10 protein-coding genes are annotated in these 12953 nt (G+C 63.0%); 4 read left to right on the forward strand and 6 right to left on the reverse strand.

All coding sequences use genetic code 11. The features are described 5' to 3' along the window. From CO670_RS18340 to CO670_RS18355, 4 genes are all read right to left on the reverse strand, one after another. Positions 1-1611, reverse strand: coding sequence for an ABC transporter substrate-binding protein (locus tag CO670_RS18340; protein ID WP_097591555.1), 1611 nt, complete (start codon positions 1609-1611; stop codon positions 1-3). A gap of 124 nt (positions 1612-1735) precedes the next feature. Further along, a complete protein-coding gene (locus CO670_RS18345) occupies positions 1736-3133 on the reverse strand; it encodes an LLM class flavin-dependent oxidoreductase (protein WP_097591556.1) in 1398 nt (465 codons plus the stop codon). A gap of 18 nt (positions 3134-3151) precedes the next feature. Further along, the gene (locus CO670_RS18350; RefSeq protein WP_097591557.1) at positions 3152-4201 is read right to left on the reverse strand and encodes an ABC transporter permease; all 1050 of its coding nucleotides are present in this window, start codon (positions 4199-4201) and stop codon (positions 3152-3154) included. Further along, positions 4198-5670 carry a sugar ABC transporter ATP-binding protein gene (locus tag CO670_RS18355; RefSeq protein WP_097591558.1) on the reverse strand — a complete coding sequence of 491 codons (1473 nt, stop codon included), beginning with the start codon at positions 5668-5670 and terminating at the stop codon, positions 4198-4200. Before CO670_RS18355 ends, CO670_RS18350 begins: the two co-directional genes overlap by 4 nt. Before the next feature lie 231 nt (positions 5671-5901). Between CO670_RS18355 and CO670_RS18360 the strand changes: the two genes are divergently transcribed. Further along, positions 5902-6948, forward strand: coding sequence for a substrate-binding domain-containing protein (locus CO670_RS18360; protein WP_097591559.1), 1047 nt, complete (start codon positions 5902-5904; stop codon positions 6946-6948). 78 nt (positions 6949-7026) lie between these two features. Continuing rightward, a complete protein-coding gene (locus tag CO670_RS18365) occupies positions 7027-8235 on the forward strand; it encodes an acyl-CoA dehydrogenase family protein (RefSeq protein ID WP_097591560.1) in 1209 nt (402 codons plus the stop codon). 77 nt (positions 8236-8312) lie between these two features. Here the strand turns inward: CO670_RS18365 and CO670_RS18370 are convergent, their stop codons facing one another. Further along, positions 8313-9530, reverse strand: coding sequence for an SfnB family sulfur acquisition oxidoreductase (locus CO670_RS18370; protein ID WP_097591561.1), 1218 nt, complete (start codon positions 9528-9530; stop codon positions 8313-8315). A 267-nt stretch (positions 9531-9797) separates the two neighbouring features. Further along, complete coding sequence (locus tag CO670_RS18375; protein ID WP_097591562.1) at positions 9798-10841, reverse strand: substrate-binding domain-containing protein; 1044 nt, start codon at positions 10839-10841, stop codon at positions 9798-9800. Positions 10842-10977: 136 nt separating this feature from the next. Between CO670_RS18375 and CO670_RS18380 the strand changes: the two genes are divergently transcribed. Continuing rightward, positions 10978-12027 (forward strand): Gfo/Idh/MocA family oxidoreductase, encoded by a 1050-nt coding sequence (locus CO670_RS18380; protein WP_097591563.1) that lies wholly within the window; start codon positions 10978-10980, stop codon positions 12025-12027. After that, positions 12024-12926 (forward strand): sugar phosphate isomerase/epimerase, encoded by a 903-nt coding sequence (locus CO670_RS18385; RefSeq protein WP_088674807.1) that lies wholly within the window; start codon positions 12024-12026, stop codon positions 12924-12926. The genes CO670_RS18380 and CO670_RS18385 overlap by 4 nt, the downstream gene beginning before the upstream one ends. The last annotated feature ends 27 nt before the right edge of the window (positions 12927-12953 follow it).

Consider the following 12953-nt stretch of genomic DNA (forward strand, 5'->3'; position numbering starts at 1 on the left):
TCACGATTGCAGCGCAGTATCGCCCCAGTTCGAGACGACCCAGCGCGGATTGTTCGAGACGTTGAGCACGGTGTCGCGCGCGACGGTGATGAAACCCCATTCCACGACGTTGATCAGCGGCAGATCGGCGACGACGAGCTGCTGGAACTTGCGGTAGAGATCGGTACGCGCCGCCGTGTCGACGGTCTCCGAAGCCTGCAGGATGATCTTGTCGAGCTCCGGATTGACATAGCCGCCCTGATTGGAGAAGGGCACGCCATCAGGCGTGCCTGACTGGACGAGAATGGTGGTGGAGATCGCCGGATCGCCGCGGAAGACCGGCGGGCCGACGGCGAGATCGAAATCGTGGTCGGTATAGACAGCCTTCTGATGCGCGGCCGCATCGGCATTGACGATCTCCGCATCGATGCCGATCACGGCGAGCGCCTGGCGGAGGTAATCGCCGAACTGCCGGGTCTCGTTGAAATAGGGCGCGGGGCGAAGCTTCAGCTTGAAGCGGTTGCCGTCCGGCCCTTGTTTATATCCGGCCCTGTCGAGAATATCGTTGGCGGCGGCAGGGTTGAAATCATAGGTCGCGACATCTGAGGTATAGAATTCCGGCGCGTTCTTCGGCACCGGCCCGGTCGAGGCGGCGGCGTAACCGAGGAAGATCGTGTCGACCACGAATTTCTTGTCGATCGCCTGTGCGATTGCCTGGCGGACCCTGAGATCGGCCAATTCCTTGCGGCGGTGATTGATCTCGACGATGAGCTGGTAGGTCAAGGCCTCGTAGCCCTTGGAGATCACCTTGATGCCGTCGACCTTGGAAATGCGGTCGAGATCGGCGAGCGGCACCGCCGAGAAGGCGGCAAGCTGAATTTCGCCGGCTTCGAGCGCCGCACCCGCCGATGCGCGGTCGGGCAGCACGCGGTAGATGATCTCGTCGAGTTTCGGCTGGTCCTTGTCCCAGTAATTCTCGTTGCGCGCCAGCCGGTAATATTCGCCGGGCGTGTATTCGGCGAAGGTGAACGGGCCGGTGCCGACGAGCTTGTTGTTGGCGGGATTGGCGGCGATATCGCTGCCATCGAAAATATGCTTGGCGACGACGCTGGTCACGACGGGCAGGGCATTGCGGATCAGCTGGAACGGCGTCGGCTTGGAGAAGCGGAAAATGGCGGTGTAATCGTCAGGCGTATCGACGGCTTCGAGATTGGCGAAGACCAGCCGGCCGAGATTCTGCAGCGGCTTCCAGATGTTGAGCGCGGAGAAGGCGACATCGACCGAGGTGAACGGCTTGCCGTCGTGCCAGGTAACGCCGTCGCGCAGCTTGAAGGTGACGGACAGGCCGTCGGGCGAACCCTCCCAGGAGGTGGCGAGGCGCGGCGCAAGCCCATCCTTGCCGTCGAACGAGGCTTCGGCCAGCGGTTCGATCACCTTGCTGGCGATGAAAAACACGCCGTTCGAGGCGACGATGGCGGGATTGAGGTTCTTCGGCTCCGAATCGGCCGCAACGATCAGCCGGCCACCGGCGGGCGCGGCCTGCGCCAGCGCCTGGCGGGCGAGAGCCGTCGAGGCCAGCAGCAGGGCGGTGCCCTTCATCAGCGTGCGCCGCGAGATTTCTGGAATGGTCATGGCCCCTCCTGATCGATCAAAATCCAAGCGCCCATATTCAGGGCGAAACGCCAATAGTCATAGAGGTTAAATTCGAAATGGCCGGGCTCTGCGAGACATTTTTTGTCACCCAGCCATTATTCGCTCAGCCGCTGGCGGCAATGCGTGCGGGCTCGCCGAAAAGATTGCGATAAGCCGCACCCGGATGCGGGGCGACGAGCCGCGGCCCCGCTCCCCCGAGCTTTTCCCGCAGCGTTCCCTTGGCATATTCTTTCTTATAAACGCCGCGCTTCTGCAGCTCCGGCACCAGCAGATCGACGGCATCCTCGAAACTCTCGGGCGTCACGGCATAGGCGAGGTTGAAGCCGTCGACATCGGTATCCTCGATCCATTCCTGCATCAGATCGGCGACCGTTTGCGGCGAGCCGACGAAAACGGGGCCGAAACCGCCGACACCGACCCAGTCGGCCATCTCACGCACCGTCCATTCCTTCGTGGGGTCGATCGTCGTGAAAGTCTCGACGGCCGATTGCACCGCATTGGTGTGCCGGTGGCGCAGAACCTCGTCCGGACCGAACTGGCCGAAATCGATGCCGGTCCAGCCGGAGATCAGCGTCAGCGCGCCCTCGAAGGAGGCATATTTGCGGTATTCGTTGAACTTGCGCTGCGCCTCGGCGTCAGTCTCGCCGAGAACGACGGTCTGCAGGTTGAAGGCGAGGATTTCGCGTGGGTTGCGGCCGACGCGCTCGGCCGCCTCGCGGACATTGGCGACATAGCGTTTCAGCACGGGTTTCGACGGCGAGGCGACGAAGATGCATTCGGCATGGGCGCCGGCGAAATCCTTGCCGCGGCTGGAGGCGCCGGCCTGGTAGAGCACCGGGGTTCGCTGCGGCGAAGGCTCGCTCAGGTGAATGCCCGGCACGGTGAAGTGTTTGCCGGAATGGCGGATCGCATGGACCTTGTCTGGATGGGTGAAGATGCCGGCTTCCCGGTCGCGGACGACGGCGCCGTCCTCCCAGCTGCCCTCCCAGAGCTTGTAGCAGACCTCCAGATATTCCTCGGCTAGATCGTAGCGATCGTCATGCCTGGTCTGGGCGGGCTGGCCGATATTGAGCGCGCCGCTGTTGAGATAGGAAGTGACGATGTTCCAGCCGACACGCCCCTTGGTCAGATGGTCGAGCGTCGAGATGCGGCGCGCGAAAGTGTAGGGGTGCTCGAAGGAGAGCGATGCCGTCAGACCGAAGCCGAGATGCTCGGTCGCGTAAGCCATGGTCGGAATGAGCTGCAGCGGATCGTTGACCGGCACCTGCGCCGAATGGCGAAGGGCGGCATCGACATTGCCGTTCAGCACATCGTAAACGCCGAGCACATCGGCGATGAACAACCCGTCGAACTTGCCGCGCTCCAGCGTCTTCGCCAGATGCACCCAGTAATCGAGATCCCTATAGGTCCAGGACTTGTCGCGCGGATGGCGCCAAAGCCCCGGCGACTGGTGTCCGACGCAATTCATGTCGAAGGCGTTCAGCCTGATTTGGCGGGTCATGTCTTTCTTCCTTGGAATTTAGGGATTGCTGCGGCCGAGGCCGTAGGTCAGCGCCAAGGCCCCGACGAGCACGGCGCCCTTGACGAAATCCTGGGTGTAGTAGGGGGCGTTCAGCATGGTGAGGCCGTTGAGTAGCACGCCGACGAAGACGGCACCGGCAACGGTGCCGAGCACGTTCGGGCGCCGCAGGTTGAGAACTGCAAAACCGATCAGCGCAGCGGCGACCGAATCCATCAGCAGCGAGCCGCCGGAGGAGATATCGCCGCGCCCGACGCGGGCGGCGATGACGATGCCGCCGAGCGAGGCCAGCGCTCCTGAAATGACATAGGCCAGCGTCTTCAGCCTGACGGTCGAGGCCCCGGCGAGCCGGGTGGCGGCCTCGTTGCCGCCGGTCGCAAACAGCAGCCGACCGATGCGGGTGCGTTCCGTGAGAATGAAGAGCAGAACGGCGACCGTCGCCATCAGCACGACGGAAACCGGCAGAGTGCCGAAGATGCTGTAGCGGCCGATCAGCAGGAAGGCCGGATCGTAGGCGCCGGTCGCCTTCGAACCGTCGGGCAAAGTGAGACCTGATGAAATCGACCGGCCGGCAGTCGGGATCAATTGCAGCCCGGACAGCAGAAACATCATCGCCAGCGTCGCCAAGAGATCGGGCACCCTCAGGCGCACGATGAGGAAGGCGTTGACGAGGCCGACCAGGGCGCCGAAGGCGAGCACCAGCGGCACCGTCGCATAGGCATCGAAACCCCAGACGATCATCGCGTAGCTTGCCGCCATCACGCTCGAGGCGGCGACCGCGCCGATCGACAGGTCGAAGCCGCCGACGGCAAGCGTGACGGTGACGCCGGCGCCGAGAATGGCGACCACCGACACCGCCTGCAGGATGCTCATCAGATTGGCGATGTTGATGAAGGCGGGCTCGGCGATGGTGAAACCGACGACGAGCAGCGCAAGCAGGATGAACACCGCACCTGCCCGCAGGAATGCACCGAGAGCGGCGAGGCGGTTTCGGCCGGTCCGTGGCAGAGCGCCGGGCTGTGACAGGGTTTCTTCGTCAATCGTCGTCATGCGGAAATTCCGTGGATTTCGGGATGAACGGCTGCGGGTCTCAACACGTGGCGGTCGATGACGAGAATGCGGTCGGCCACTTCATAGGCCTCCTCCGGATCGGAGGTCGCGATCAGCGTCGCCCGGTCGGTGCGGGCGCGGATGGCCCGGATGATGTCGCGGCGGGCGCCGACATCGACGCCCTGGAAGGGTTCGTCGAGCAGCAGGAGCCGGCTCGGCTCCGCCTCCCAGCGGGCGATGACCGCCTTCTGCTGATTGCCGCCGGAGAGCGACCAGACAGAGGCGAGCGGGCCTGCCGCCTTGATGCCGAGACGGCTTATCGCCTGCTCGGCCTCGCGCCGTTCACGGCCGCCGGCAAGAAAACCATGCGGATACCATTTGGAAAGATGCGGCAGGCTGATCGTCGCCGCCAGCGAATGGCCGGGCCACGCCGGCGGCATCAGCGAGGAGCGGTGCCGGTCTTCAGCCGCCATGGCGACGCCCGATGCAATCGCCTCGGCCGGGCTTCTCGGCCGGTACGGCCGGCCGTCGAGAAACATCGCGCCGCGCTTAAGCGCCGTCACGCCGAAGATCGCCTGAAGCAGCCGGCTCTTGCCGGCGCCGAGCGCACCTGTCACCGCCACCACCTCGCCCTCATGCAGCGACAGGTCGAAGGTCGCGCCTGCCTGAAGCAGGCTGACATCGCGCATTTCGAAAATCGCCGGGCCGGCCGCGGGCCGCGCATCCGGCCGCGCCGCATCGAGTTTGCGGCCGATCATCGTCTCGATGGCGCTCGAAAAATCGATCGGCCGCGAGAAGGTGCCGACGACGCGGCCGCCGCGCATGACGAGCGCGCGGTCGGCGATCGCTTCGAGATCGGCGGTGCGATGCGAGATATAGAGGATCGCCAGACCACGTTTGCGAAGCCGCAGCAGAATATCGAAAAGGCGGCGGCTCTCCTCTCCGGAAAGGCTCGCTGTCGGCTCGTCGAGAATGAGGAGATCGGCACGGTTGGCAAGGGCGCGAGCGATCGCGACCAATTGCCGGTCGGCGCTGGCGAGTTCGCCGAAATCGCGCTCGAGCGGCAGGCTGAAGCCGGCGGCATCGAGCATCGCCTGCGCGGCGCGGCGAATGCCGGCGCGGGAGACGAAGAAAGGCGTGCTGCGATCGGCGAAGCGGTTGAGAAGCAGGGCATCGGCAACGGTCAGCCCGGCCGCCCCGACGAGATCCGTCGACTGATGCACGGTGACGACACCGGCTCTTGCCGCTTCGGCCGGACTGCGCGGCGCGAAGGGGCGGCCATCGAGATTGATGGTGCCGCCATCGGCCGCAAGCACACCGGACAGGATCTTCACCAGCGTCGATTTGCCCGCACCGTTCGCGCCCATCAGCGCCACGATCTCACCGCGCTCGATCGAAAGATGGGCGCCGGCAAGCGCCTGCGTCGAGCCGAAGCTGCGGGTCATGTCGTCAACGTGAAGGAGCGGCATCGGGGAGGTCCGGGACTGCATTTGTTTCGGAAGTGTGCCTTGTTCGGGCGGTCGAATTCCAGGCACGCATTTCCCTGGCGAACTGCGCCAGCGAAACAAAGAATCTCCCGCAGCCCGCAAAATCGGATCATTTAATCTACTAAAAGCATAGATATTATATCTAATAAATCAACGCGTCGCGAGGGCTGAACCTGTCAGACGACGCCTTCAATTGTCAGAAGGAACGCGACGATGAAATCCCTCGCACGGCTCGCACTCTCCGCTGCCGTCATTCCGTTCATTTTCATTCAGGGCGCGCAGGCCGAAGGCCTGTCCGGTGCTCCGGCCCCCTTCGACAAGGGTGGGGTCAAGGTGGCGCTGATCAGCTATATCTCCGCCGGTGATTTCTTCCAGGCCTACCAGGCAGGCGCCGAGGCCCAGGCCAAGGCGCTGGACATCGACCTGCGCGTCTTCCCCGGCCGGCAGGATGCCGCCGAGCAGCGCGAACAGATCCTGCAGGCGATCAATCTCGGCGTCTCCGGAATCGTCATCGATCACGGCCTGCCGGAATCGCTCGGCGACGTCGTGCAGCAGGCGCTCGATAAAGGCATCAAGGTCGTGGCCTTCGACGTCAACCTGAACAACCCGAAGATTCCGCAGGTCGAGCAGAGCGATCACAAGCTGGCGTCGCTCGCTCTCGAGCAGGCGGTGAAGGACAACGGCAAGGACTTCAAGGCCGGATATGTCTATGTCGCCGGCTTTGCACCGCTCGACCGCCGCAACGAAGTCTGGGAAAAGTTCAAATCCGACAATAAAGGCGTGGTCGAAAAAGCCCGCTTCGGCAATGTCAGCGACACGACGGCGACCTCGACCGCCGACCAGGCGAAAGCCGCGCTCACCGCCAATCCCGATATTTCGGTGGTGTTCGCCCCCTATGACGAATTCGCCCGCGGCGTGAAACTCGCCGCCAGCGACCTCGGCATATCAAAGAAGCTCAAGATCTATTCGGCCGACGTTTCGACGGCCGATATCCAGGAAATCACCGAGGAGGGCAGCCCCTGGGTGGCGACCGTCGCGACCAATCCGGCTGTCGTCGGCGCCGTCTCGATCCGCGCCGCCGCTCTCGAAATCGCCGGCCAGACGATTCCCCGCCAAATCACCGTGAAGCCGACGCTTCTGACCCAGGAAAGCCTGCGTGCCGCCGGGGTCAAAACGATCGAGGATCTGGCGCAGAAAATCCCGGCCTTCAGCACGAGTGATGCGGCGACCGCCAGTTGGATCCCGGACAAGCTGTTTTGAGGCTGCGCACTTCGACCCTTCCGGCGGAAGCGTAGGCTCCCGCCGGATCATGTTGTTTTCAGAATTGGAGACCAGCCCATGAGCCAATCCAATGTCGTCTTCGCGACCAGCCGCAACCCCACACGGGAAGACCTTTTCGCCCGTGCCGAGGAGATTTCCGCCGATCTGTCGCGGCGCGCCGCCGAACTCGACCGCGAAGGCCGCCCGCCGCTTGCCGAGATCGTCAAACTGAAGAATGCCGGCCTGCTCAACGCGCTGCATCCCACCGAGATTGGTGGCGGCGGCCTCGACTGGGTCGACGGGCTCAGGCTGGTGCGCATCCTCGCCCGGGGCGAGAGTTCGATCGGCCAGTTGCTCGGCTATCACTATGTCAACAGCCAGTACATCTATTGGGCTCTCGATGCGGCGCGCGCCCATGCGCTGGGCAGCGAGACGGTGGCGAAGAACCTCTATTGGGGTGCGGCCGTCAATCCCCGCGACCCCGGCCTGGTGCTCACCCGCCGCGGCAACGGCTATGTCTTGAACGGGCGCAAATCCTTCTCCACGGCGGCGCGGGTTTCCGACTATATCAATGCCAATGCGGCGCTCGACGACAAGATCGTCGGCTTCGCCGTGCCGACCAACCGCCCGGGCTATGTCGCCAATGACGACTGGGACAATATCGGCCAGCGCCTCTCCGACAGCGGCAGCGTCGAGTTCCGTGATTTCCCGGTCTACGAGGAGGATTTCGTCGGTGAACCGACCGCTCCTGACGGAGCGCCGCCGGTGCTGTCGACCTTCAACACGCCTTTCATTCAGCTGGTCTTCGTCAACTTCTATCTCGGCACCGCCGAAGGCGCGCTGAAGGCGGCGGTGGATTATGTCCGCACCACCACCCGGCCGTGGATCACCTCGGGCGTCGAGCGGGCGGCCGACGATCCCTACATCCTCGAACGCGTCGGCGAATTCACCGCCGCGCTGAAGGCTTCGGCGGCTCTGGCCGATAGCGCCGCCGCCGCCGTGCAGGCGGGTCTTGTCCGGGGCCGAAACGTGACGGCGCGCGAGCGTGGCGAAGCGGCAGCGGAGGCCTATGCCGCCAAGGTCCACGCCACCCATGTCTCGCTCGACATCACCTCGCGTGTCTTCGAGCTGACCGGAGCGCGCTCGACGGCCGACAAATACCGGTTCGACCGGTTCTGGCGCAACGTCCGCACCCATACGCTGCACGATCCAGTCTTCTACAAGGCCAAGGAAGTCGGCGAGTTTGTGCTGAACGACAGGATTCCGGAAGTCAGCCTCTACAGCTGAGGCAAGCATGGCCTGAAAGCAGAAACCCCACCGTCGGCACCCGCGGTGGGATTTTCATTTGGAATGAGACGAAAACTTCAGAGCGCACCATTCTTCGGGGGCGTGACGCCGTTCAGATGGTAGTTGCCGACGACGTGATATTTCCAGCGCACCGGATCATGCAGCGTGTGGGTGCGGGCATTGCGCCAGTGGCGGTCGAGATTGAGGCCTGTTTGTACCGACGACGTCCCGGCAAGCTCGAAGAGCGTATTCGAAGCCTCGAGCGCTACTTCTGTCGTCAGCACCTTGGCGGCGGCAACGGCAAGCGTCGCCTCCACCACCTTCTGCTCGGTCGTCTCGACCTGTGCGGCATCGACCTTGTGGCCGGCGCGCTCGACGAGAGCAGTCGCGGCTTCGAGCCGGATGGCAATCTGGCCGACCTTGGCGATGGTCAGCGGGTCGTCGGAGGCGCGGTCGAGGCCGCTATCCATCCAGGGACGCGATTTTGTCCTGACGAATTCGAGCGTTTCGGCAAAGGCCGCGCGCGCAATGCCGAGATCGACGCCGGCATGGATGATCTGGCCGACGGAGCCGATCGTCGTCGGCCGCTCGAAACCTCTGTGATGAAAGACCACGGAATCGGCGCTGACATAGACGTTGTCGAGGATCGTCGTCCCGCTGCCGGTCGTGCGCTGGCCGAAGCCGTCCCAGTCGTCGACGATCTCGACGCCTTCGGTGCCCTTCGGCACAAAGGCCATAGTCAGCCGGTCCTCGTCATCGAGCGCGAAGACGGTGATCCAGTCGGCGAAGAGCACGCCGGTCGAATAGAATTTACGGCCGGTGATCCGGTAACCGGGGCCGTCGCGGGTGATGCGTGTGTTGTAATGCCCGACGGTTTTGGTGCCGCGCTCGGAAAGCGCATTGCCGAAACGATCGCCGGCGAGCACCCGGCCGAAGAAATAGCGCTGCTGCTCTTCACTGCCGTCCGTCCTCAAGGCTTCGAGGATATAGAAATGGTTCTGCGGAATCTGACCGATCGAACCGTCCGCCTCGGAAAGGATCGCCGTGATTTCGGCAAGCACGGCGTTGGAAACATCGAGCCCGCCGAATTGCGCGGGCACGGTGATCGCCAGCAGACCCGATTGGGCGAGAAGATCAAGTTCGCCGAAAGGCAAGATCCGGTCGGCATCACGTTCGGCGGCGCCCGCGGCAAATTGCGCGGCCAGCCTTCGGGCGGTCGCGATCGCCTCCTCGTCGCTGTCGATACGAGCCGCCACCGGCCGAATCTGATCTGTTTGCCTCAGCACGCTGTTCATCGACGCCTCCAATTCTGACGATGCTATCGGTGAAAGAAATCGCGCGCCGAGATAAGAGCACAAATTCTATAGATGTGATCAAAAATAAAAAGTGTTTGCTTATCGGCCTCGAGTGGCCGCGTTTAAGGTTTCGGCCCAACGACCGCGTGGGTAACCACCACGCTTACCTTCTCAACGTTCGGCATGTCGCGTCTCCTCGGCCCGTTAGTAGGAAAGTTTACTACCATCCTGACCTCTGCCAAGCGCGCACATCGATAATCTCAGTCCTCAAACCATCGCCTTGATCTCAAATGCATCGCTTTCCCCCGCCACCAGTTCCAGCGGCCAGATGATGTTGCGGCCGCTATCCGGATAGAGCTCGCGATAGGCCGGCATGTCAGCGAGAAGCATTTCGCCGAGCGCGATGCCGAGATCGTAGAGCGACATGCGGAAACAACTGAGCGAGGGCTGCAGGAAACGTGCGCGCGGCGCATCGCGAAAGCCGATCACCGCGAGGTCGCGGCCGGGCACGATGCCGGATTCCATCAGGCGGCGGTAAAGGCCGATCGCCATCAGTTCGTAGATCAGGATCACCGCCGTCGGCCGATCTTCGAGCAGCAGCAGCTCATGCGCCGCCTGATAGCCGCCCTGCTCGCTCGACTTGACGCGGATGACGAGCGACGGATCGAAGGAGATGCCGCGCCGTTCCAGGGCCTGGCGATAACTCTCGACAAAGACGTAGCCGAGGTTGACCTCGCTCGACGGCGCAGTGATCGCAATCCGCCGATGGCCGCGTGAGGCCAGCCGTTCGACGGCGCGTTCGGCAACACCTTCGAAGTCGAGATCGATCCAGGGGAAATTGCCGGCCGAAAGACTGCGGCCGACGGCAACGAAGGGGATCCTTGCCCGCGAGAGTAGATCGATACGGCGATCGATGCGTTGCGTGTTGGAGATGATCATCGCATCGACGACACGCCGCGCCACCATGCGCTTCAGATATTCGCACGGGTCCTCGTCGCTCGGGCAGGGCAGCATGAGCAGATCCAGCTTGTGGCGGGCAAAGACATGCTGCAGGCCGCTGGTGACGCCGAGGAAGAAGTTGTCGGCATTTTCGACCGCCTCCTGGCTCGATTCGATCATCAGGCCGATGACCTTCGTCTCTCCCTGCCGGAGGCTCCGGCCCGACTGGTTGGCGACGTAGCCGAGCTCCTCGGCCGCCGCCAGCACGCGCCGCCGCGTTTCCTCGTTGACATCGGGCTTGCCGTTCAGCGCCCGGGAGACCGTGCCGATCGAGATCTCCAGATGTTCGGCGAGCTGACGAATCCCTCTCATTGCTGAGCGCTTTCCTCCGGTTCGCATTTTCGCGATTGGCCTCTATTGACAGTATAAAATGTTTTCGCCTACAGTCGTAAACGTTTACGGGATGCGTGTCACGAGGAGAGTTGGCGCGTTTCCATCGGAGGAAATCGTGAAATTCAGTGCCATTCTGTGCGGGTGCGGAGCTATGTCCAAAGGTTGGTTGCGCGCCATCGCGTCCAATCCTGAGCTCGCCGATTCCATCGCCATCGTCGGCCTCGTCGACCTGAACCGGGAGACAGCGGAAAAGCTCGCCGCCGAGTTCGGTCTGGACGGCGCCGTCATCGGCTCCGAGCTTTCCGAAGTCATCGCTACGACGAAGGCCGATCTCGTCTTCGATATCGTCATTCCGACCGCCCGATACGACGTCGTTTCGACGGCGCTGAGGGCAGGGTGCCACGTGCTCAGCGAAAAGCCGATGGCGGCCTCGCTCGCCGAAGGTGCCGCGCTGATCGATCTCGCCGCAGAAACCGGCCGCATCCACGCCGTCATCCAGAACCGCCGCTTCATATCGGGTATCCGGCGCCTGCGCCGTTTCGTCGACAGCGGCGCGATCGGCGAACTCACCGGCATTCACTGCGACTTCTTCCTCGCGCCGCATTTCGGCGGCTTCCGCGAGGAGATGGACAATGTGCTTCTTCTCGACATGGCGATCCATACTTTCGATGCGGCCCGCTTCGTCGCGAACAGGAAGCCGCTCGCCGTCTATTGCGTCGAGCGCAATCCGAAGGGTTCCTGGTATCGGCACGGCGCTTCGGCAAATGCCATCTTCGAATTTTCCGACGATATCGTCTTTACCTATCGCGGCTCCTGGTGCGCCGAAGGCGAGCGCACCAGCTGGGAAAGCCAGTGGCGTCTCGTCGGCTCGAAGGGAATGCTGACCTGGGATGGTGACGAGAATTTCAAGGCAGCCGTCGCCGGCGAAGAGCCCGGCCTTCTCAGAGGATCTGCTTCCGTAAACGTTCCCGGTCCGGAGCACGAAGAGGAAACCCACGGCCATGCCAGCGTCATCGCCGATTTCATTGCGGCGATCCGCAGCGGCAAGCAGCCCGAGACCGTCAATTCCGACAATATCAGAAGCCTCGCCATGGTCTTCGGCGCGATCGAAAGCGCAAAGACGGGCCGGCGCATCGAAATTTCAGCATGGGAAGACGTGACGTGAGCAATCCCGCAAAATCAATTCGCATCGGCACCATGGTCAGCGGCAACAAGGGCGATGCCGCCCAGCGCATCGGCCAGATTGCCGACTTGGGCTTCGAAAGCTTCGAACCCTTTTTCTGGCAGACGACCAAGGGGCAGGACCTTGCCGAACTCGGCAAGCGCTGCCTCGATGCGATCGGCGACCGCGACATCACCATCTCGACGCTCGGCATGTTCGGCAATCCGCTTGAGGAGACGGCGATCGACCTCGAGACCCTGCAGGGCTGGAGAGACTGCATCGACAATGCCCATCATTTCGGCGCGACCTGCGTCGCCGGTTTCACCGGCCGCGTCCGCGGCAAGCCGCTGACCGACAGCCTTGCGCGCTACAAGCAGATCTGGAGCGAACTCGCCAAGCGCGCCGCCGACAAAGGCATCAGGATCGCCTTCGAAAATTGCGCCATGGACGGCAACTGGGCAAGCGGCGACTGGAACATCGCCCATAATCCCGACGCCTGGGAGCTGATCTTCAACGAGACGCCGGATGATCATATCGGGCTGGAGTGGGAGCCCTGCCATCAGATGGTCTATCTGATCGATCCCATGCCGCAGATCCGCAAATGGGCGCACAAAATCTTCCATGTCCACGGCAAGGACGCGACCATCCGTTGGGAAGTCATCAAGGAGCACGGCATCTTCGGCAAGGAGAAGTTCGTCTTCATGCGCACGCCGGGCTTCGGCGACAGCAACTGGACCGACATCATTTCCGAACTGCGGCTTGCCGGCTGGTCCGGCTCGATCGACATCGAAGGCTGGCACGACCCGGTCTATCGCGACGAACTCGAAATGACCGGCCAGGTCTATGCATTGAACCATCTCAAGCATGCCCGGGGCGGCGAATTCGTCGTCGATCCGGTCTGACGGTATCGTGGCCGGCAGGAGGAATTG

The sequence above is a fragment of the Rhizobium sp. J15 genome, from assembly GCF_002531825.1.
GTDB lineage: Bacteria > Pseudomonadota > Alphaproteobacteria > Rhizobiales > Rhizobiaceae > Rhizobium.